At 61.0% G+C, this 20,578-nt stretch carries 18 protein-coding genes; 6 read left to right on the forward strand and 12 right to left on the reverse strand.

Going from position 1 to position 20,578, the window contains the following annotated elements; translation table 11 throughout:
- From HYX42_RS17575 to HYX42_RS17585, 3 genes are all read right to left on the reverse strand, one after another.
- The coding region (locus HYX42_RS17575) for a hypothetical protein (RefSeq protein WP_293405473.1) at window positions 1-408 on the reverse strand (408 nt) is incomplete at its 3' end.
- Window positions 409-464: 56 nt separating this feature from the next.
- Window positions 465-1,322, reverse strand: coding sequence for an IclR family transcriptional regulator (locus HYX42_RS17580; protein ID WP_293405475.1), 858 nt, complete (start codon window positions 1,320-1,322; stop codon window positions 465-467).
- 712 nt (window positions 1,323-2,034) lie between these two features.
- Window positions 2,035-3,480 carry an NAD-dependent succinate-semialdehyde dehydrogenase gene (locus HYX42_RS17585; protein ID WP_293405478.1) on the reverse strand — a complete coding sequence of 482 codons (1,446 nt, stop codon included), beginning with the start codon at window positions 3,478-3,480 and terminating at the stop codon, window positions 2,035-2,037.
- Between the two features lie 354 nt (window positions 3,481-3,834).
- Between HYX42_RS17585 and HYX42_RS17590 the strand changes: the two genes are divergently transcribed.
- Window positions 3,835-4,125, forward strand: a complete 291-nt coding sequence (locus HYX42_RS17590; protein ID WP_293405480.1) for a hypothetical protein — start codon at window positions 3,835-3,837, stop codon at window positions 4,123-4,125.
- Window positions 4,126-4,161: 36 nt separating this feature from the next.
- Here the strand turns inward: HYX42_RS17590 and HYX42_RS17595 are convergent, their stop codons facing one another.
- Window positions 4,162-5,139, reverse strand: coding sequence for a tripartite tricarboxylate transporter substrate binding protein (locus HYX42_RS17595; RefSeq protein ID WP_293405483.1), 978 nt, complete (start codon window positions 5,137-5,139; stop codon window positions 4,162-4,164).
- Between the two features lie 307 nt (window positions 5,140-5,446).
- On the opposite strand from HYX42_RS17595, the gene HYX42_RS17600 reads away from it, so the two are divergent.
- The 4 genes from HYX42_RS17600 (at window position 5,447) to HYX42_RS17615 (ending at window position 10,511) form a co-directional block, all read left to right on the forward strand.
- A complete protein-coding gene (locus HYX42_RS17600; RefSeq protein ID WP_293405485.1) occupies window positions 5,447-7,180 on the forward strand; it encodes an ATP-dependent endonuclease in 1,734 nt (577 codons plus the stop codon).
- Entirely contained in the window at window positions 7,167-8,591 is a 1,425-nt protein-coding gene (locus HYX42_RS17605) for a UvrD-helicase domain-containing protein (protein WP_293405488.1), read from the forward strand. Before HYX42_RS17600 ends, HYX42_RS17605 begins: the two co-directional genes overlap by 14 nt.
- Window positions 8,592-8,673: 82 nt before the next feature.
- The gene (locus HYX42_RS17610; RefSeq protein ID WP_293405490.1) at window positions 8,674-9,759 is read left to right on the forward strand and encodes a M14 family zinc carboxypeptidase; all 1,086 of its coding nucleotides are present in this window, start codon (window positions 8,674-8,676) and stop codon (window positions 9,757-9,759) included.
- Window positions 9,756-10,511, forward strand: a complete 756-nt coding sequence (locus tag HYX42_RS17615; RefSeq protein WP_293405492.1) for an alpha/beta hydrolase — start codon at window positions 9,756-9,758, stop codon at window positions 10,509-10,511. Before HYX42_RS17610 ends, HYX42_RS17615 begins: the two co-directional genes overlap by 4 nt.
- A 192-nt stretch (window positions 10,512-10,703) precedes the next feature.
- On the opposite strand, the gene fdhA is transcribed toward HYX42_RS17615, so the two are convergent.
- The 7 genes from fdhA to HYX42_RS17650 form a co-directional block, all read right to left on the reverse strand.
- On the reverse strand, window positions 10,704-11,900 hold the full coding sequence (gene fdhA, locus HYX42_RS17620) for a formaldehyde dehydrogenase, glutathione-independent (protein ID WP_293405494.1): 1,197 nt from the start codon (window positions 11,898-11,900) through the stop codon (window positions 10,704-10,706).
- A gap of 55 nt (window positions 11,901-11,955) precedes the next feature.
- The gene (locus tag HYX42_RS17625) at window positions 11,956-13,017 is read right to left on the reverse strand and encodes an aromatic ring-hydroxylating dioxygenase subunit alpha (RefSeq protein WP_293405551.1); all 1,062 of its coding nucleotides are present in this window, start codon (window positions 13,015-13,017) and stop codon (window positions 11,956-11,958) included.
- A gap of 43 nt (window positions 13,018-13,060) precedes the next feature.
- Window positions 13,061-14,224 (reverse strand): ABC transporter substrate-binding protein, encoded by a 1,164-nt coding sequence (locus HYX42_RS17630; RefSeq protein ID WP_293405496.1) that lies wholly within the window; start codon window positions 14,222-14,224, stop codon window positions 13,061-13,063.
- A gap of 148 nt (window positions 14,225-14,372) precedes the next feature.
- Window positions 14,373-14,858, reverse strand: a complete 486-nt coding sequence (locus tag HYX42_RS17635; protein WP_293405554.1) for a MarR family transcriptional regulator — start codon at window positions 14,856-14,858, stop codon at window positions 14,373-14,375.
- Window positions 14,859-14,982: 124 nt separating this feature from the next.
- Window positions 14,983-16,041: an aromatic ring-hydroxylating dioxygenase subunit alpha gene (locus HYX42_RS17640; protein WP_293405498.1), complete on the reverse strand. Its 1,059-nt coding sequence runs from the start codon at window positions 16,039-16,041 to the stop codon at window positions 14,983-14,985.
- Window positions 16,042-16,068: 27 nt separating this feature from the next.
- Entirely contained in the window at window positions 16,069-17,043 is a 975-nt protein-coding gene (locus HYX42_RS17645; RefSeq protein ID WP_293405500.1) for a tripartite tricarboxylate transporter substrate binding protein, read from the reverse strand.
- Between the two features lie 19 nt (window positions 17,044-17,062).
- Window positions 17,063-18,046 carry an ABC transporter substrate-binding protein gene (locus HYX42_RS17650; RefSeq protein ID WP_293405502.1) on the reverse strand — a complete coding sequence of 328 codons (984 nt, stop codon included), beginning with the start codon at window positions 18,044-18,046 and terminating at the stop codon, window positions 17,063-17,065.
- A 66-nt stretch (window positions 18,047-18,112) separates the two neighbouring features.
- Here HYX42_RS17650 and HYX42_RS17655 point away from each other — a divergent pair, with 66 nt between their 5' ends.
- Complete coding sequence (locus tag HYX42_RS17655; protein ID WP_293405504.1) at window positions 18,113-19,045, forward strand: LysR substrate-binding domain-containing protein; 933 nt, start codon at window positions 18,113-18,115, stop codon at window positions 19,043-19,045.
- Between the two features lie 49 nt (window positions 19,046-19,094).
- Here HYX42_RS17655 and HYX42_RS17660 read toward each other — a convergent pair whose 3' ends face one another.
- The gene (locus tag HYX42_RS17660) at window positions 19,095-20,528 is read right to left on the reverse strand and encodes a PLP-dependent aminotransferase family protein (RefSeq protein ID WP_293405506.1); all 1,434 of its coding nucleotides are present in this window, start codon (window positions 20,526-20,528) and stop codon (window positions 19,095-19,097) included.
- Window positions 20,529-20,578: the final 50 nt, after the last annotated feature.

A 20,578-nucleotide genomic window follows, 5' to 3' on the forward strand; every position in this document is an offset into this window, starting at 1 on the left:
GGCAATGTCCTTGCTCTGGGTGGTGTAGAGGATGAAGAAGCTGCCGGCGCTTTTGACCTCTATGCTGCTGGCGCCTGCAGGGACGATGACGACCGAGTAGCCAGGGATGTCGGCAGACCCGTGGTCGGAGGTGATGTGCAGCGCTGTGGTGGTCTGGGGGGAGAGGATGACGTATTCGTCGGGCTGGCCGACGCGGGTGATGCGGGCGCCGGCCTTGGCTTCGACGTAGCAGATGACGAAGTTGTGGCCTCGGCCGTACCACTTGCGGCTTAAGGAATCTTCTTCGGCCGGGCCTTCCTTGAAGTGGATGCAGGAGGCTGTGCCGTAGGGCGTGCTGGCGTCGAGCGTTGCTGCGGCTGCGGGGGCTGCGCTGGACAGCGTGGAGCGCGGGTCGGATTTGTCGTACATGGTATGTGTGCCTGAAACGGGATGGCGTTTTTGACTGGGGAAAAACGGCCCCCGGGCTATCGCGCCACGGGAACTGCCGCCGTCACTGCGCGCGGTTTGTAGCCAAGGCTGGCAGACACTCTTGCAGCTGCAGCCAGCGTGTGCCGGACCTGTTCATCTGTGGGAACAACCCCCAGGTACTGGATGGAATCGACGATGGAAATCGTTCCGGCAAGTACGCCCCGACTATCGAATACCGGCGCAGCCAGCGCGTTGAACCCAATCAATGTTTCATTGGGTGCGGTGGCGCAGCCCTGTCTTTTGGTTTTTGCCAGATCAGCAGCAAGTGCACGCGATGTGGTGATGGTTTTAGGCGTGAGGGGTACAAGCGCAGAGTCGAGAATGCGCCCCCGCATTTCCTGGTCGCCGAACGCCAGCGTAACCTTGCCTTGCGCCGTCGCATGTAGCGGCAATAGCGAACCGGGCTTCACGCCAATTTCAATCAGCGACTTGCCCGGCAAGGTCAGCAGGACACGGATCCCGTCAGGTTCTATGCGCGAAAGCACTACAGAATGGCCCAGAACTTCACGAAGTTCCCTCAGGCTGTCGCGGGCAACGCTGACGAGATCGTGTTTCGCACTGATGGAGATCCCGATGTTGATCAGCGCCGGGCCGACTTCATAGCGTTCGGTCATCCTGTCCTGCATGGCGTAACCCTGCTGCACCAGTGTCTGCAAATGCCGGTGTATGCGGCTTTTGGTTGTTCCCAATGCTTCTGCAATTGCAGTCACGCCCACCGCTTCGGTTTGCACCGAAAGGTGGGCGACCAGGCGCAGTGCCATTGCAACAGACTGTATGCCACCCGGGTCCCTGCGCGTTTGGGTTGAAAAGCGCAAAGGCGGAGGAGGCAGGGTTGTTTTAGGTCTGGCTTGCATGAATTTTTTGTATCGCACAGAAGAACAATGTGTTAAATAACGATACACCTCATTCACTGTAAATGCCAGCCGCCACGAGCCATGTTTTCCCGGACAGATTCTTCAAAAATCGTTTCGAGGTGCAGGACGTGGCGGGCTGCCCGAAAGACTGGCAGGCGCTGTGAACGGGGTTTGAAGCCGGCAATTCGGCGCTGAAGGCCGCCTGGATTGCCAGAGCCGAACGCACGCCCTCAAGCCGCTTGCCCAAAGGCCGGGCTCAGCGCCAGAGACACCAAAAATCGCCGGCAGCAGCGGTCATGACCTGCTGGCAGGCGTGTTCTGCGTTTCATGCGCGTGGCAGCAGGCGACGCTGATGTCAACATGCGCCAGAACTGCCGATCCCGGGGCAAAAGCAGAACACCCGTCAGGCAACGGGGACAAGGCCACGTCAACAACAACGCCCATCAGGCCCGGGATGACAGGCAAACCGCTCTTCGCTCTTGTATGGAACGTGTAACAGATTGCCGCCGGTCTGGCCTTCACACATCAGGCCGGTCAGGTGTTGCGGGCGGCCGCACCCGCATCTGCAAACTCATCAGCGGCAAAGTTCATGACCGCATCGAATGACCGCCTGAGCCTTGATGAAAAACGCGAGGGCTACACCCTGCCCTGCGTCGCGTACCCGCTCTGTCTGATGGGGTGATTGAACTGCCCGTGTGAGCAGGGCAATCAGTTACACGGCCATGATGGACACGGCCTTGGTCACCAGGTAAGCCTCCATCGCCTCCGGGCCGCCCTCAGAGCCATAGCCCGAGTCCTTGATGCCGCCGAACGGCATTTCAGGCGATGGTGTGGCAGGCTGGTTGATCCACAGCATGCCGACTTCCATCTGCTGCGACAGCATGTGGGTGTTCTTGATGGATTTGGTGAAGGCGTAACCGGCCAGGCCATAAGGCAGGCGGTTGGCTTCAGAGATCGCTTCTTCAAGCTTGTCGAACCCGCGAATGGCTGCGATAGGACCAAAAGGCTCGTTGTTGAACACGTCCGCGTCCAGCGACACATCCGTCAGCACCGTGGCCGAGAAGAAATTGCCTTCGGTGCCGACACGTTCACCGCCAGTCGCCACCTTTGCACCTGTCTTGCGCGCATCGTCCAGCACCTTGGCCATGGCCGTCAGGCGCCGCGCATTGGCCAATGGGCCCAGCGTTGTGCCTTCCGTCAGGCCGTCACCCAGCTTGAGGCTTTCAGCGTGCTTGACCATCAGTTGGGCAAACTCGTCCTTGATGCTGTTGTGCACCAGGAAACGCGTTGGCGATATGCACACCTGGCCTGCGTTGCGGAACTTCGCGGCGCCTGCGGCCTTCACGGCCAGCGCCACATCGGCGTCTTCACAAACGATGACAGGCGCGTGGCCGCCGAGCTCCATCGTGGCACGTTTCATGTGTAGGCCAGCCATGCCGGCCAACTGTTTGCCGACGGGTGTGGAGCCTGTGAAGGTCACCTTGCGAATGATGGGGTGCGGAATCAGGTAGCTGGAGATCTCATGCGGGTCGCCAAATACCAGGCCAACTGTGCCCGGGGGAACGCCTGCATCCACAAATGCCTGCAGCAATGCCGCAGGTGAAGCCGGTGTTTCTTCGGGCGCCTTCACCAGGAAAGAGCAACCGCAGGCCAGCGCACCGCCGAGCTTGCGCACGATCTGGTTGATGGGGAAGTTCCAGGGCGTGAACGCAGCCACGGGGCCTATGGGTTCCTTCAGCACCTGTTGCTGTGCAGCCAGGTTGCGCGACGGCACGATGCGGCCATACACACGGCGGCCTTCATCTGCAAACCATTCAATGATGTCTGCACCAGCCAGCACCTCCACGCGGGCTTCGGCAAACGGCTTGCCCTGCTCCTGCGTCAGCAGGCGCGCAATGTCTGCAGCCCGCTCTCGAAGCAGACCGGCGGCCTTGCGCATGATGTTCGCACGCTCGTTGGCAGGGGTCTTTTTCCAGGCTTCAAAGCCCTTTTGGGCGGCAGCCAGCGCGCGGTCAAGGTCAGGAATGCCGGCATGCGCCACCTTGCCGATGGGCTTGCCTGTGGCCGGGTTGACCACATCCAGCGTCTTGCCACTGGCGGCGTCGCACCATTCGTTGTTGATGAGAAGTTGGGTGTCTTTATAGGCGGGGGTGGTCATGCGGGTCTCCAGGAATGGAATGGTCGGTATGGACACAGTTTAAACAAGCGCAGAAGCGGCCCTGCGATTCGCCAACCAGCGGGGGAGGACCGGCGGCATGGGCGGCAAAAAATCCGGGAGTTTTTACAACGCCGGTGCCAACTCTGTCCACTTCGGAGTTCCGGGGAAATTCGCCCCATAGATACCCTGCGCCCCTCGCAAGTCAGCCGCTTTCCCGGCCCGGCAACCAGCAAAGCGGAAGGGGCATAGGTGTAACTGCGTGTAGGCAGAGTCGTGTATCGGCGTAACATTGCGGCTGCAGAACACAAGCCTGCCAACACGTCAATCCAGAGTCGAAACCCCAAGATCAGTGCCATGCCCATTCGAAAGTCAAAAAACTCCGCCACGGTTACCCCCAAAGTGGCTGAAGCCGTTAACGAGAGCAAAGAGGTTACGCGGGAGATCGAGCATGCGGCGCATGACCTGGCGGTGGCGCACGCCGTCTTGCAAAAAAATATCCCCGATACGCCGACGTCAGAGGATGTCAGCGGTGCAGTCAAGCGGACAGCCGAGGTTCAAAAGAAGCTGGACAAGACAGCCAAAAAACTTGAGACCGTGACTGAAAAGCTCGAAGGCGAACTAAAAGACAGCACCGGAAAGAAATAACCGGGCCGTCCGTTCGCTGCTCAAGGCCCCTGGCCCTTACTGCGGCACCAGGCCGGCAGCTTTCACCAGCTCAGCGTGTATGCGGATCTCTTCGGTGATGACCTGATTCAGCGGCTTCGCTTCATCGGGTGCGGGTTCCATGCCGAGTTCGATCAGGCGGGTCTTGGCGTCGCCGCGCAGCATGGTCTTCACTGATTTGCCGAGTTTATCCAGCACGGGCTGTGGGGTTCTGGCGGGCGCCAGCATGCCTATCCAGGCGGACAACACCACGTTGTTCACGCCACCCTCCTTCAGGGTCGGGATCTCGGGTGCCGATACAGCACGCCGCTCACTGAGCACGCCCACCGGGAAGAGCTTGCCCGACTTGATATGCGGCAGTGCCTCAGGCATGGGCGAAAAGGCCATGTCCACGACACCGCCGATGAGGTCGGTAATCGCTGGCGCGCCGCCCTTGTACGGAACATGCAGCAATTTGACGCCGGTCTGGCTTTCAAACATCAGGCCAGCCAGGTGCTGGGGGCTGCCGTCACCCGAGGAGGCGTAAGTCAGCTTGCCGGGGTTGGCCCTGGCCGCCGCAAGAATGCTGGCCGGCGTCGGGTATTTGGTCTTGTCATTCACCACCAGCACCATGGACTGGTTGACCAGCTTGGTCACAGGCACAAAGTCGGCTTCGGGGTTGTAGGGCAGCTGCTTGAAGATGCTCTTGTTGGTGGTCAAAAACGATGCGGGCGACACCATGATGGTGTAGCCGTCAGGCGCGGCCTTGGCCACGACCGGCACGCCGATCTGGCCAGAGCCGCCGGCCCGGTTGTCCACCACAAAAGGCTGGCCCAGGTCAGTCGTCAGCTGCTGGCTGACCATGCGCGCAATCATGTCCACACTGCCGCCCGCCGGCAGCGCAACGATGACCTTGACGGGGCGGCTGGGGTAGGCGTCTTGTGCTGAAGAAAGGGTTGCCACCACCAGGGTGGATACAGCGCCTAGCGCCACGAGTATTGAGCGGATCAGGGTCATGATTGCTTTCGGGTTTGGGTTGAGACTGATGTTGTGTGACCGGCGTTTGCAAACTGCGGTGCCGTTCGTAAACATGTCTTGCACACAAGCAATTTGTGCGCCGATTCCTGAGTCCACACCTCCGCATGAGTCCGCTTACATCTTTGTCACGCCAGTACCAGAAAGTCAAAACTGCACGCACGGGTACGTATCGATAGTCAGCTACTTAAGCGATAAAGACCTCGCTTTTTTGCCCGAAGGTGCCAGCGCATCTGTTTGGCAGCTTCCTGTCGGGTTAGGATGCTTGCAAGAATAACGGGGAGCAATCATGACGCGCATCCGTCGACTGAAAATCCGAAATTTCCGATCTATACAGTTGCTCGACTGGACACCGTCCAACGGCGTGAACTGTCTTATTGGGCCGGGAGACAGCGGCAAGTCCACCATCCTCGATGCGATCGATTTATGTCTTGGAGCTAGGAGGAGCGCACCTTTCGGCGACACGGACTTCTTCGGCATGGACGTCAGCCAGACCATTGTGATTGCTGTCACGCTCGGCGCACTACCTGACGCGCTGAAGAACATCGACACCTACGGAGAGTTCCTTCGCGGATTTGACTTCGGTACCGGGCAGATTGAAGACGAGCCGCGCGCGGGCCTGGAAACGGCTCTGACGCTGAAGCTCGAGGTCAAGAGCGACCTAGAGCCCAGTTGGTTGCTCTATTCCGACCGCGCAGCCCATCAGCAACTGGAGCGGTCTTTGGCATGGAAGGATCGCAGTCTCCTGGCACCAGCCAGAATCGGCACCTACGCAAACACGAACCTTTCCTGGGCTAGGGGCTCTGTGTTGAATCGGCTCACTGAAGAACGTGCGAACCTTGGCTTGGAGCTCGCAGGCGCGGGACGCGCCGCCCGGGCCGCCTTTGGTGCGCAGGCTGGTCCTCAACTCGCCCAAACGTTGCAAGTGGTCACCCAGACAGCTACCGGCTTAGGCGTGCCCGTCGGTGCAAGCGCTCAGGCGCTACTTGATGCTCACTCAGTGTCGATTGGCGATGGTGCTATCGCACTTCACAGCGCAACGGGCATTCCTCTGCGGTCGCTGGGCACCGGCTCGGGACGACTTCTTGTTGCGGGGTTGCAAAGGGCCGCAGCGGCGGCAGCCACGGTCGCCCTAGTAGACGAGGTCGAATACGGACTTGAGCCACACCGGCTCATGCGATTGCTCGACTCACTCGGCGCTAAGGACGAGGCCGAGCCGCTACAGGTCTTTATGACAACCCATTCGCCGGTGGCGCTTAGGGAGCTCGCCGGTAAACAGCTTTTTGTCTTGCGCCAGGGTTTGGGCTCGCACACGGCGACATGCGCTGGTGCGGACGACGGCATCCAGCGCACGCTGCGCAAGGCGGCTGAAGCCTTCCTGTCCAAGTCGGTGATCGTCTGCGAAGGTGCTAGCGAAGTCGGATTCGCTCGCGGGATGGACCAATGGTGGGTTCACTGTGGCGCGACGTCATTCCTGGCAAACGGAGGCTCATACGTGGACTCGGGCGGGGGGAGCCCCGATCAATGCTTTACGCGAGGGGAGGTGTTCCTCAAGTTGGGCTATCGCGTCCTCGTCTTCGTTGACGCGGACAAGCCAGTTGCAACCGTTGGACTTGTGGAGAGATTCGTTGCGGCCGGCGGCCAGTACCTAACTTGGAGACCCGGCTTAGCGCTTGAGGATGAGTTATTCATCCATTCAAGCAATGACGCAGTGCATGCGTTGCTCAATAAGGCCGACGAGATGGTGGGCCGCGAACTCATGGCTGAGCACGTCATGTCGAAGTCGCATGGGCAAGTCACCTTGGATGCCATAGAAGCCGAACGACTCAATGGCGGCTACACCCCCGCGAGCCGAGCATTGCTGGGGCTTGCCGCTCGCAACAACAAGAACGGCTGGTTCAAGTCAGTGAGCAGTTTCCAGGAAATCGCCAAGGATATCGTCGGCCCTCACATAGCAGGTGCCGAACCGGGCTTCGTCGAAATTATGAATGTGCTGTGGAGGTGGACGAGTGCCGCCACCTGAAATCGACATCTTTCAGGCACGCCTAGGCTCCGTTACCGCCCCAGCCGGCTGCGGCAAGACCCAGCTCATCGCGGATGCGATCAGCCAGCACATAGACACTAAGCCAGTCTTGGTGCTGACGCACACCAACGCTGGAGTCACGGCTCTACGCGCCAGGCTTCAGCGCGGCAGCGTCCCCAGTTCGGCATATAGGGTGTCCACCATCGACGGTTTCGCGATGCGGCTGGCGACCAAGTTTCCACTTCGCGCAGGCCTTAATGCGCGTGTACTTGAGTTGGCCAACCCGAACACCGACTACCCAGCGATTCGAGGCGCCGTGCAACAGCTCCTACAGGCAGGTCACGTTGTTGACCCTATTGCCTCAACTTACTCGCGCTTGCTGGTGGATGAGTATCAGGACTGCAATACTGCGCAGCACGCTATCGTCTGCTCCATTGCTCAGACACTCCCTACTTGCATTCTTGGTGACCCGATGCAGGCGATATTTGGCTTCCGGGACCCCTTGGTTCACTGGGAGAACCAAGCCCAGATAGCATTCCCGCCCATCGGAGCGCTACAAACTCCCTGGCGATGGCGCCTCGTCGGCATGGAAGCACTAGGCGTTTGGCTACTTCAGGTTCGCGCATCATTGCAAGCCGGCCAACCGGTAGACCTTCGTGGAGCGCCTGGGGGCGTCGAATGGGTTCAACTAGCCCAAGGCATGGAACTGCAGCAGCGACTGGCCGCCGCCCGGACAGCAGCGCCAAACCGAGACGGCCGCGTTCTTATCATTGGCGACTCCATCAATGTCAATGCACGGAATCAACTCACGATGCAGACGCCGGGCGCCACGTCTGTCGAGGCGGTAGATCTAAAAGACCTGGTGAACTTCGCCCGCCAGTTCGATGTAGCGAGTCCCGACGCGCTGCGACAACTTGCAGAGTTCGCCACCTCACTGATGACAGGTGTGGGAACTGCCAACTTACTCGCACGGGTCGAAACGATACAGCGCGGCAGAGCCCGCACGCCCGCGACACCTGCAGAAGCCGCAGCCGTGACGTTCGTAGCGGCGCCCAGTCACACGACCTCGATTAACCTGCTCCAGTCGCTGGCAGACCAACACGGTGCGCGCGTCTACCGACCCGAAGTGCTGCACTGCTGTATCTCGGCGCTGAGAGCAACAGGGGGCGAAGGCGGATTCATCGGCGCAGCGATGCAAGCCCGCGAGCGAAACCGCCATCTGGGGCGGCCGCTGGGCCGGCGCGCCGTCGGAAGCACACTTCTTCTGAAAGGACTGGAGGCTGACGTCGCGGTCATTCTTGAACCCGAACGCATGACCGCGCAGCATCTCTACGTGGCTCTCACAAGAGGCGCAAGGCGTGTCGTGGTTTGCTCGTCGACGCCTTTGCTAACCCCAGTCGCGGGTCGTTAGCAATGTTGCCAACTATTGATAACTACATATTGTCGATCGCCAACCTACATCAAACCGTCACACCCGCATGCAAGGATGGGACATGCCCCTTTCCGCGCACGTCCCGCCCGACCACCTCACGCCCACTGCCGACCTGCACCACACCTTTGTCGAGCATGAAGACCTGAAAGCCATCCTGCTGGCGGGGCAAAACCATTTTGATATCGAGACGGTGTGTGATGTACGGGCGGGCAAGGGGCCGGTGCTCATGCGTACGCACTTTCCCGTCTTCACTGCGGCGATTGGCTCGCGCGACCCGGCCGCCCCCGCCGTGGGATTTTTTGGCGGCATTCATGGGCTGGAGCGCATCGGAACGCAGGTGATCCTGCATTACATGCGGGCGCTTTTGTTTCGCCTGGAGTGGGACGAGCTGCTGCATCGCCAGCTTGAGAAGGTGCGGCTGGTCTTCATGCCCATCGTCAACCCGGGCGGCATGTGGGCGCACAAACGTGCCAACCCGAACGGCGTGGACCTGATGCGCAATGCGGCGCAGCGTGCTGAAAGCCCCGTGCCTTTTCTCGCGGGAGGGCAGACCTTCACGCCGCTGTTGCCCTGGTACTGCGGCCGGCCCAACACCCCGATGGAAAACGAAAGCGCTGCGCTGCTGGGCGTGGTGCGCGAACAACTGGCAAGCCGGCCCTTCAGCCTGGCGCTGGATTGCCATTCGGGTTATGGTTTTGACGACAGCATCTGGTTTCCCTATGCGAAGACGCGGCGGCTGATGGCCCACCTGCCCGAGATGTACGCGCTCAAGACCATGCTTGAACAATCACACCCGCACCATGACTACAGTTTTGAACCGCAAAGCAACCAGTACCTGCTGCATGGTGACCTCTGGGACCACGCCTATGACAACACACCGGCCAGCCACGTGTTTCTGCCGATGACACTTGAACTCGGCTCATGGCTGTGGATACGCAAGAACCCGCGCCAGCTGTTCTCGCGTCACGGCATCTTCAACCCGATCAAGGCGCACCGCATCAAGCGTGTGCTGCGCCGCCATGCCGATCTGCTGGATTTTTTGACACGCGCTGCGTTTGCCGCACCCAATTGGCTGCCCGACGCGAACCGCCGCGTGCAGTTGCAGCAGCTGGCCACCGCCTACTGGCGGCCGAGGCGCACGGTATGAGCTGGATTCTCTTGCGCGGGCTGACGCGTGAGGCACGGCACTGGGGCGCGTTCACGTCCCTGCTGGCCGGGCGCAGTGGCGAAGAGGTGCTGACGCTTGACCTGCCGGGCAGCGGCGAGTTTGCGGGCCTGCCCTCGCCGGCTTCTGTCGCGGGCATCGTAGATTTCCTGCGCGCACAGGTGCAGGCGAAAAAATTGCAGGGGCCACACAGGCTGCTGGCGCTGTCGCTGGGCGGCATGGTCGCCACCGGCTGGGCACAACGCTACCCGGCAGAGGTCGAACGGCTGGTGCTGATCAACACCAGCATGCGCCCTTTCAGCAGCATCACGCAGCGGCTGCGGCCCGCCAACTGGCCACAACTGGCGCTGCTGGCTGCGCGCTGGCCCGATGCCGACTATGCGGAAAGCGTGGTGCATGACCTGACCTGCAACGTCAGCGCCGCGCGCGAAGCAGACATTGCCGCATGGCTGCAGATTCGCAAAAGCGCGCCCGTGATGCCCGCCAATGCCGCACGCCAGTTGCTGGCCGCCGCCAGCTTCTCATGCGCAGAAGCGACGCCGCGCTGCCCGGCGCTGGTGTTGTCCTCAGCCGGCGACCGGCTCGTCAACCCGGTGTGCTCGACAAGACTGGCCGCAGCCTGGCAGGCGAGGCACATGCAGCACCCGTGGGCGGGGCATGACCTGCCACATGACGATGGTGAATGGGTCTGCAGCCACCTGGGCGACTGGCTGGCGTCGTCAGGCGCGGCGTAATTTGCTACGCTTTTAATAGCTGCCCACGTACGTATCTATTGGTCTGCAGCCTGATTTGGCACCTAAAAATGGCCTTTTTAAGCCATTTTTGGGCCTGCAAGAGCCGGCCAGACCGCCCAAAGCCCCAAAATGTAAAGTCGACTTTACATATAGCGGTTTGGGCTGCTGGCCGCGCCTGAACGGCGCCCCTGCTTATTTACGCAGTTGCCCGTGCGGATCAATCACAAACTTCACAGGTGCACCCGCATCGAACTGGGCGTAGCCCGTTGGCGCATCGTCCAGCGAGATGACCTTCACCCCCACGATGTCGGCAATCTTGATCCTGTCCCAGAGGATGGCCTGCATCAAGGCGCGGTTGTACTGCATCACCGGCGTCTGGCCGGTCATGAAGCTGTGCGACTTGGCCCAGCCCAGGCCAAGGCGAATGCTGAGCGAGCCTGTCTTGGCAGCCTTGTCGACACCGCCCGGGTCTTCGGTCACATACAGGCCGGGGATGCCGATCTTGCCGGCTGCGCGTGTGATTTCCATCAGGGAGTTCAGCACGGTGGCTGGGGCTTCATGCTGCGCGCCTTCATGGCCGTGGCCGCGTGCTTCAAAGCCGACGGCGTCGATGGCGCTGTCGACTTCGGGAACGCCGAGGATGGCCTGGATCTGGTCGCCCAGGGGTACGTCGGTTGACAGGTCTGCGATCTCGAAACCGACGTTCTTGGCGTGTTTGAGACGGGCGGGGTTGACGTCGCCGACGATGACGACGGCTCCGACCAGCAAGCTGGCGTATGCGGAGGATGCGAGGCCGACAGGGCATGCGCCTGCGACATACACCGTGCTGCCGGGGCCTACGCCTGCGGTCACTGCACCGTGATAACCGGTGGGCAGGATGTCCGACAGGCAGGTCAGGTCGCGGATCTTTTCAATGGCCTGGTCGCGGTCGGGGAACTTGAGCAGGTTGAAGTCGGCGTAGGGGACCATGACGTATTCGGCCTGTCCGCCTACCCATCCGCCCATGTCGACATAACCGTAGGCGCCGCCGGGGCGGGATTCATTGACCGTCAGGCAAACGCCGGTCTGGCGTTCCTTGCACAGGCGGCAGCGGCCGCAGGCGACGTTGAACGGTACGGAGACGATGTCGCCGACAGAAAGGGTTTCTACATCCTTGCCGGCTTCTATGACTTCGCCGGTGATTTCATGGCCGAGCACGAGGCCTGCGGGGGCGGTGGTGCGGCCGCGCACCATGTGCTGGTCTGAGCCGCAGATGTTGGTGGTGAGCACTTTGAGAATCACGCCGTGGTTGGCGGTGCGGCCTTGCGGGTTCAAAAGCTTGGGGTAGTCGATGGCCCTGACCTCGACCTTGCCCTGCTCGACGTAGACGACGCCTCTGTTGTTTGCCATGGTTTCTTGTCTCCTGTTGTTGACTTGCTTGCTAATCACTGAAATCGAAAGGCGGCTACACCACCACCGTGGGCTGCCGCAGTCTGGTGATGAGGCGCCTCGCACGATTGGGCCCCGCATCCACGTGGATGTCAATGTTGGGGCCGGGGCCCTGGCGCACCTGGTTCTGGTATTGCGCTTCGATGATGACCTTGTCTTCTTCAAACGTGGCTGCGGTCTGGTCTACCACCAGCGTGGTCACGTCAGCGCGGTCGGGGTGCGGGTTGGTGGCAATCGTCCAGAAGTAATGCGTGGTGGTTTCAGTTTCTGGCGTCACGCCGTGAAAGCCGCGCATGTGAAATCCATGGCGATTCGGGTCGTCGTACGAGCCGGTGCCGTGGTCCATCGCGCCTGTCCAGATGGCACAGTGCGAAGGGTGAAATTCGACCTCCTGCCAGCGGTCTATCTTGCCGACGAAGGGCCAGGCGGCTGTATACGTGGGCGGCGGATCGGACTCAGGCATGAGGCGAATCACACGCACGGTTTCTTCTGTGCTCTCGACCTTCACCGCTGCATTCATGTGCAGCGTGGGGTTGCCGCCAATCGTCTTGAGGTGCACATAACCGAGATGACTGAGGTCGAGCAGGTTGTCGTGAATCAGTTGCCACGGCGCATCGTAGTGGTACACATCGCCGCCAAACTTGTAGGCGGCATCGCTGTGGAAGGGATAGGCCGGCGGTTCACCCACCGGTGCGCTGTCGGGTGCAGAACCGACCCAGACCCAGAGAATCTGGTCGCGCTCTTGCAATGGGTAGGACGTGACGCAGGCCTTGGCCGGGATGCGCTCCTGACCTGGTATCTCGACGCACTTGCCCGCTGTGTCGAACAGCAGGCCGTGGTAACCACAGCGCAAGCCCGCACCTTCAACCGTGCCGCATGACAGCGGCAGGTCGCGGTGGCAGCAGCGATCCTGAAGCGCGGCGGCGCTGCCGTCCTGCGCGCGAAACAGCACCATGGGCCGCGACAAAATTGTGCGGGCCAGGGGCTTGTCTTTAAGTTCCCATGAGAAGCCGGCGACATACCAGCGGTCCAGAGGGAACAAAGTGGGTGCGCGTTTCACTTCTGCGGGTGTGACCATGTTGTTCATGTGTGGCTCCTGCTGCACGGGCAGCGTTTTTTGATTACTTGCCAGGGTCCTTGACGGCCTTGATCTTGTCGATTTCGATGTTGTAGAGCTGGCCATTGCGACGCTCAACCTTGCGGATATAGACGTCCTGCACGATGTCGCCGGTTTTTGCATCAATGGTGATGGGGCCGCGCGGGCTTTCAAACGACAGGCCCTTCATCGCGTCGACCAGCGCCTGGCCTGTACCCTGCCCTCTGGTTTTTTCAAGCGCCTTGTAGATCACGGCCATGCCGTCGTAACCACCTACCGCCATGAAGTTGGGTCGCATGCCCTTGTTGGCGGCGTTGAAGTCGGCCACAAACTTCTTGTTGACGGCAGAGTCGTGCGCTGCCGAGTAGTGAAATGAGGTGACCACACCTTGCGCGGAATCACCCATCTCGTTGAGCAGGTCGTCGTCGGTGATGCCGCCATCGCCGATCAGGCGTATGCCAGCCTTGTCGAGACCGCGCTCTGTGAACTGCTTCATCAATGCAGCGCCGGGACCAGATGGGACGAAGACAAAAACCGCCTCGGGTTTCTCATCACGTACACGCTGCAGGAAAGGCGCGAAGTCGGGGTTGCGCATGGGCACACGCAGTTCGGCCACTACCTTGCCGCCTGAGGCATTGACCTTTTCAGTGAAATTCTTTTCAGCATCCAGGCCTGGGCCGTAGTCGGACACCAGCGTCACAAACCTGGTGATCTTGTTTTTGGTGGCCCACTCGGCCATGGTCGAGGCGCTCTGGTACAGCGTGTAGCTGGTGCGCACAAAAAACGGCGAGGTGGCCACCACGCTGGAGGTTGCTGCCGCCATGATCACCGCAGGTGTCTTTGACTGCGTGGCGATGGCGCCCGCAGCGAGTGCGCTCGGCGTCAGGCCAAAGCCGGCAATCACGCTGACCTTGTCGTTGACGATCAGCTCCTGCGCCAGGCGCTTGGTGCCATCAGGCACGCCGGCATCGTCTTTCAGAATCACCTCGACCTTGCGGCCCGCAACGGTCGAGCCGTTCTGCGCCATATAGAGCTTGACTGCAGCTTCAATCTGCTTGCCGGTAGAGGCGAAAGGGCCTGTCATGGGCAGGATCAGGCCGACCCTGAAGGGCTCGCCCTGTGCCATGACGCTGGTCGAAAGACCCAGGACCGCGCAGGCTGCAAGTGAGATGAATGAACGTTTTTTCATGGGTGTCTCCGTGAGGGTTTTGCTTGCCGAATGATGGAAGTCACACCGGCTTCCCGATAGTCATTCCGTATACTTAATGACGATAAGTGTACTGAATGACTCGGCGTCAAACAAGCTGGTGGTCACGTCCTTTCTTCAGGGATTTCCCCTAGTCTCTGGTGGTGGTGGTGGTGGCGGTAGTGGTAGTGGCTGACCCGGAGCGCTGCAGCGGCGCCCGACTCTGTTCGTTGTTGATGTGCACGAACTTCTTGAGCAGGCGTATGAATTCTTTCTGCTCTGCCGGCAGCAGGCTGGACAGCATCCGGTCACGCAGCACATGCACGGAGGTCACCGTGGCAGACAGTGCCGCCTCGCCCGCACGTGTCAGCGACAGGCAGCGCTGCCGGCGGGCCACGACCTCGCGGTGAATCAGGCCGCGCTTTTCAAGCCGCACGGCGATGTCGGCCGTCGTGGATTTGTCGAGCGCCACCAGGCCAGCCAGCGTGACCTGGTCAATGCCGGGGGACTCCTTGAGCATGCGCATGATGGCGAACTGCACGGGTGTGATGTCGGCATCCATGGTTTCGCGGAACATCGACACGGCAATCTGTTGCGCACGGCGAATCAGGTGGCCAGGCTGGTCGTACAGATCCATCAGCAGGTTTTCTTCTGCGGTGGCCGCTGCCTTGCGGGCAGGGGCCTGGGCGTCAGGGGGGCGCTTGGTACTCATGCGCATATTGTGCGGCAGGTTTTTTCGCCGCGCTATTGCGAAGGCGGTATCAGGAGGCCGCATGTGCCAGTCCTGCCGTTTGAACCACTGCTACCGACGCCTGTGCAAGCTGCTCTTGCGCCACACGCTTCTGCACCAGCTTGCGTGCCTGTATGGGCCCGATATCGGTGCACAGCGACACCGGGAAAGCCGAGCCGCCGGTACCGCCCAGTGAACGCTGCTGCGCTTCGAGCATGGCTTTGTCTTCATCGAAGGTGTTGCTCGATTGCTGGCGTATGAACTCGGTCAGCGCCGCATCATCACGCTGGTAGGCTCTGGCCACGCCCCAGAAATAGTGGCAACTCGTCGCCGTCTCTGGTGTGGTGAGGTGAATCACCCGTCGTTCCAGCGCATGGTCCTTGCTGGCATTTGCGGGGTAAGAGCCGTTTTCAATCAGGTTGAATGAGGGCGGCGTGAAGATGGTGGTGTGCCAGCGGTTGATGCGGTCTGTGAAGCCGGTGGCCTTGATGTAAAAAGGCGGCGGTTCGCAGTTGAAGATGTCGCGGTGAACACGCACTTCGCCGGCATTCACCACGGTTTTGACCGGCGCCTCGGCCACAGCCTCATTGCCTATGGTCCTGTCATGCAGGAAAGACTCATGCGACAAATCGAGCAGGTTGTCGTTCATCAACTGGTAGTCGGCACCCACATGGTGGTAACCGCCGCAGGCCGTCCAGGCTGCATCGTCCATCCAGTGCACATCGGGTATCAGCGCCGCATCGGCCTGCGCGGCATCGCCCATCCAGATCCAGGTGAAGCCGTGTTTGTCTGCCACCGGGTAAGTGGCCACACGCGCCTGCGCGGGGATGAGTGCCTGGCAGGGAATGTGTTTGCACTGGCCTTCGCTGTTGATGCGAATGCCATGATAGGTGCAGCGCACCATCCCATCGACCAGTTTGCCGAGTGACAGCGGCACACCGCGGTGCGGGCATTTGTCGGCCATGGCTATCGCGCGCCCCGCCGTATCGCGAAACATCACGACCGCTTCGCCCATGAAGGTGCGCGCCAGCAGCTCGTGCTGCAGGTCATTGCTGAAGGCTGCCACGTACCAGGCGTTCCTGATCCACATATCTGCTGTGTCCTTGCCGTGCATTTTTCAGTCTCCCGTGATTCGCGCAGATTTGATAATGGGTGCGCTCATGTCTATCTCTTTGGTCATGAGGGCGGTCAATGCGGAAGGCGGGCCGCCCAGGGGCTCGAGCGAGCCTGTCAGCAGTGTCTTCTTGACTTCGTCATTGGTGAGCGCCTTGTTCATGGATGCGTTGAGCCGCTGTATGGCCGCATCAGGCGTGCCCGCAGGTGCAACCACCGCATACCACCCGTCGAAGCTGTAGCCCTTGAGGCCGAACGACGCCACCGTCGGCACAGCCGGCACCAGCCCGGACCGCTCTGAATTGGTGATGGCCAGGGCCTTGACCTTGCCCGATGCGAGAAAACTCGACACCGCCGTCAGGCTGTTGGCGCTGACATCCACCTGGCCACCTGCAAGGTCAGTCACCGCCGGGCCGCAGCCCTTGTAAGGGATATGCAGCATGCTGATGCCGGCGACGGCCTTCAGTTGCTCTGCCGCCAGTTGATGGATGCTGCCATTGCCGCAGGATGAATAGGACACCTTGCCCGGGTTGGCTTTGGCATAACGCATCATCTCGGGCAGGGTGCTGAAGGGCGCGCCGGGCCGCGTGAGGATAAGCACCGGCGAGTGGGCCAGCGCAATCACGGGCGCATAACTCTTGAGCGCATTGAACTTCACGTTGCTGTAGATGAGCGGGTTGATCACCAGGCTGTTGGTGGTGAAAAGCAGGGTCTTGCCGTCTGGCGCAGCGGCGGCGACATAGTCATGTGCAATGTTGCCGCCCGCGCCGGGCTTGTTTTCAACAATCACCGTCTCGCCAAGGTCGGCCTCCATGCGCCGGCTCAAGACCCGTGCCAGCACGTCGGTGCCGCCGCCCGGCGGGAAGGGAACGATGAGCCGCGTGACATTGCCTTGAGCCTGCGCGGCGCTGCAAAAAAGCAGACCCATTGCAATACCGGCGACGCCAAGCATGGTTTTCTTGAGGGAATGGTTGATCATCATGTCTCCTGTATATTTTTCAAATCACAAACTGTTCATGGGTGGCCGGGGCAAACAGCTCATCGGGCTGCATGCGGCGGCTTGACAGGCCCTGGCCGTGGTGGTGGCGCAAAAAGGTGTCGAGCACCGCGCGGTTGGGCTCCAGGCCATAGGACCAGAAATCGCGGCCCATGGCGGCGACCGTGTCGTCGTACTCGCTGGTCAGCCAGGGCAGCGAAGTCTTGAGCGCGCCGACTTCAGAGAGCTCGCGCAGGGCATGGTCCTTGGCCTGGTTGAAGGCCTTGAACACACTGCCTGCAAGCCAGGGGTACTGCTCGACAAGCGACGCGCGTATGCCCACCACATGCATGATGGGGAAGATGCGCGTCTTGTTGAAGTAGGCACGCTCCGTATCACGCAGGTTGTTGAAAAGCCGCACAGACTGGCCCCTGTCAAATGAAGCCGGCGCGCGCGGCGCAATCAGTGCGTCAATGCGGCCATCGAGCAGGTGCTGGTCCAGCGTATCGGTGGCAGGAATCGGCTCAAGCTGCACACCGGCAGGCGCTACAAAGCCGACCTTCTCATGCCGGCCCGGTGTCTCAACGCCGCCGCTGCGCCATGCCATTTCGTGCGGGTGCACGCCGTATTCATCCTGCAGGATGCCGCGCACCCAGACCGGGGCGGTCAACTGGTATTCGGGCACACCCACGATTTTTCCGCGCAGGTCATCAGGCGTACGCAATGGGCTGCCTTCACGCACATAAATGGCGGAATGGCGGAACATGCGCGAGAGAAAAACCGGCACGGCGACATAGGGGCAGCTGCCACGCGACCGCATCATGGTGTAGCTGCTCATGGACAGCTCGGCCACATCAAATTCGGCTGAACGCAATGCGCGGAAAAAGGTCTCTTCGACCGGCAGGCACAGCATGTTGGTATCGCAGCCTTCAATGCCCACACGGCCATCAAACAGGAGGCGGGTGCGGTCGTAATCCCAGCAGGCGACGGTCAGCGAAAGTTTCATGCCCGAAGAATAGGCAGCCCGGCCAACTTATACAATGACGATGTCGCGTCTTCTGATATGTCATTAATGCATATCCAAATTTTGCAGGACGAACCCATGGACCTCAAGCAGCTCAATTACTTCGTGCATGTCTCAGACCTCGGCAGCTTCGTGAAAGCCGCCGACCTGCTGGGCATTGCGCAGCCCACACTGAGCCGGCAGATACGCGCGCTGGAAATTGATGTGAAGGCCAGCCTGTTTCACCGCAACGGGCGCGGTGTGATGCTGACCGCCACGGGGGCGCGCTTTCTGGAGCAGGCGCGCGGGGTATTGCATGCGGCCGATGCAGCACTGCAGGTTTTGCATACCGGTGACAGCCGTCTTTCAGGGCATGTGGTGTGCGGCCTCACGCCGAGCGTGGGCAGCTTCATGATCCCGCACTATGTCAGGCGCTTCAGGGAGCAACTGCCCCAGGCCAGCCTGTCCATCGTCAACCACCTGTCGGCCACGCTGCTGGACCAGATCAAGGCATCGCGACTGGACTTCGCCATCTTTCACAACCCGCCGCCCACGCCCAACCTGACCATGACACGGCTCAGCGACGAAGAGCTTTACCTGGTCGGGCCCAAACGCATAGGGCGCAAAAAATCATCAGTCGATTTTCATGAACTCGATGGTGTGCCGCTCATCATGCCCTCGCGCCTGCACGCCATACGCGGGCCGGTGGAGCTTGAGGCCGCGCGGCTGGGCATCACGCTGAATGTGGTGCTTGAAGTAGACATCATGCAGACCATATTCCAGCTGGTGGCCGAAGGCGTGGGCTACACCATCGCCACGCGCTTTCCGCTGATTGGCCGCGATGCATCGGGCCTGGTGGCGCAGCGCATCACCACGCCGCAACTGCTGACGCACCTGGTGCTGGTCACGCCCTCGCAGCGCGTGCTCACGCCGCTACAGCGGGCGGCGACTGACCTGGCGTGCACGACCTACCTGGACCTGGTGTCAGAAGCCCGGCAATAGCAGTCGCTGAAGATCGCATCGTCAGGCCATGAGCACCGCTGGTGGCGGCTCAGGCGTCATAAGGCGGCTGCAGCCGTATCAATAGCCCCAGCGTCTGCATCGCCGCTTCAAACCGCGCGTCAGCCGGGTGGCCGTAGTTCAGGCGCAGGCAATGACCAAACCTTCGCCGCGCAGAAAAAATCGGGCCGGGCGCCACACTGATACCGTGCTCCAGCGCACGCTGGTGCAGCAGCAGTGCATCAAAGCCTGGCTCGAACTCCATCCACAGGAAATATCCACCACCGGGCTGCGATACGCGTATGCCCGCCGGAAAATGGCGCGCAACAGCGGCAAGCATGCCGGACAGCTGCGACTCCATCGCATGGCGCAGGCGGCGCAGGTGCCTGTCGTAGCCACCGCGCTGCAGGTAGTCGGCCACGGCCAGTTGCGCAGGCAGGCTGGCCGACAGCGTGGTCATCAGCTTGAGGCGTTCGATGCGTTCGCCAAACCGCCCCGGCGAGACCCAGCCCACGCGGTAACCCGGGGCCAGGGTCTTGCTGAAAGAACTGCAGTGCATCACCAGCCCCTTGCTGTCAAAGGCCTTTGCCGGCAAGGGTGCGCGGTTGCCGAAGTACAACTCGCCGTACACGTCGTCCTCAATCAGGGGAATGTCGTGCCGCGCGAGCAAATCGACCAGCGCCTTTTTCTTTTCTTCGGCCATGCTGGTGCCTGTGGGGTTCTGGAAGGAGGTCATGAACCAGCAGGCCTTCACAGGATGGCGCTTCAGCGCCTCTGCCAGCACTGCGAGATCGAGGCCGCCCTGCGGGAGCACCGGTATTTCAAGCGCCTTCATTTTCAGCCGTTCAAGTGCCTGCAGGCCTGCATAAAAGCCCGGGGACTCGACAGCTACCAGGTCGCCGGGCTGCGCAACCGACGACAGGCAGAGGTTGAGGGCTTCCAGCGCCCCACTGGTCACGATGAGTTCACCGGCCGGCTGCGACATGCCCATGCCGAGGTAACGCAGCGCAATTTGCTGGCGCAGCGTGGCATCACCCTGGGACAAATGAGCCGTGGCGCCCTGCAGGTGAATACGGCGCGCCGCACGCGCCAGCGACTTGCCCAGGCTTTGCAGGGGGAAGAGCGCAGGCGCGGCAAACGCAGAACCCAGGGGGACGATGGCCGGGTCCTGCAGGGCATCGAGCACCTCGAACACGAGTTCACTGACATCCAGCCTGGACGCCACGCGGGCATTCCTTCGGGCGCTGGGAGCATGAGCTGAAACCGGCAGGGCCAGCGCAGGCGCCGTGACGTAATACCCCGAGCGCGGCCGGGCGCGCACCATGCCCTTTTCCTCCAGCAGGTAATAAGCCCTGAACGCCGTGGATGCATTGATGCGGTATTGGGCTGTCAGTGTCCGGATGGAGGGCAGGCGGGTGCCCGCCGCATAAGCGCCGCTTCGTATGTCGCCCGCCAAAAGTCCTGCCAGTTCTTCATAGCGCTTCATGTCATCTGATATTGTAATTTTTATGATTTGTAAATCTGATACGCTTTTTT

The organism is Polaromonas sp. (genome assembly GCF_016185115.1).
GTDB lineage: Bacteria > Pseudomonadota > Gammaproteobacteria > Burkholderiales > Burkholderiaceae_C > Polaromonas.

Coding starts and splice junctions, on each gene's coding strand:
- HYX42_RS17630 (WP_293405496.1), bottom strand. CDS start 14,224: ATGAAAAAACGTTCATTCATCTCACTTGCAGCCTGCGCGGTCCTGGGT.
- HYX42_RS17610 (WP_293405490.1), top strand. CDS start 8,674: ATGCCCCTTTCCGCGCACGTCCCGCCCGACCACCTCACGCCCACTGCC.
- HYX42_RS17660 (WP_293405506.1), bottom strand. CDS start 20,528: ATGAAGCGCTATGAAGAACTGGCAGGACTTTTGGCGGGCGACATACGA.
- HYX42_RS17645 (WP_293405500.1), bottom strand. CDS start 17,043: ATGATCAACCATTCCCTCAAGAAAACCATGCTTGGCGTCGCCGGTATT.
- HYX42_RS17615 (WP_293405492.1), top strand. CDS start 9,756: ATGAGCTGGATTCTCTTGCGCGGGCTGACGCGTGAGGCACGGCACTGG.
- HYX42_RS17635 (WP_293405554.1), bottom strand. CDS start 14,858: ATGGATCTGTACGACCAGCCTGGCCACCTGATTCGCCGTGCGCAACAG.
- HYX42_RS17595 (WP_293405483.1), bottom strand. CDS start 5,139: ATGACCCTGATCCGCTCAATACTCGTGGCGCTAGGCGCTGTATCCACC.
- HYX42_RS17655 (WP_293405504.1), top strand. CDS start 18,113: ATGCATATCCAAATTTTGCAGGACGAACCCATGGACCTCAAGCAGCTC.
- fdhA (WP_293405494.1), bottom strand. CDS start 11,900: ATGGCAAACAACAGAGGCGTCGTCTACGTCGAGCAGGGCAAGGTCGAG.
- HYX42_RS17590 (WP_293405480.1), top strand. CDS start 3,835: ATGCCCATTCGAAAGTCAAAAAACTCCGCCACGGTTACCCCCAAAGTG.
- HYX42_RS17580 (WP_293405475.1), bottom strand. CDS start 1,322: ATGCAAGCCAGACCTAAAACAACCCTGCCTCCTCCGCCTTTGCGCTTT.
- HYX42_RS17625 (WP_293405551.1), bottom strand. CDS start 13,017: ATGGTCACACCCGCAGAAGTGAAACGCGCACCCACTTTGTTCCCTCTG.
- HYX42_RS17640 (WP_293405498.1), bottom strand. CDS start 16,041: ATGTGGATCAGGAACGCCTGGTACGTGGCAGCCTTCAGCAATGACCTG.
- HYX42_RS17650 (WP_293405502.1), bottom strand. CDS start 18,046: ATGAAACTTTCGCTGACCGTCGCCTGCTGGGATTACGACCGCACCCGC.
- HYX42_RS17585 (WP_293405478.1), bottom strand. CDS start 3,480: ATGACCACCCCCGCCTATAAAGACACCCAACTTCTCATCAACAACGAA.
- HYX42_RS17600 (WP_293405485.1), top strand. CDS start 5,447: ATGACGCGCATCCGTCGACTGAAAATCCGAAATTTCCGATCTATACAG.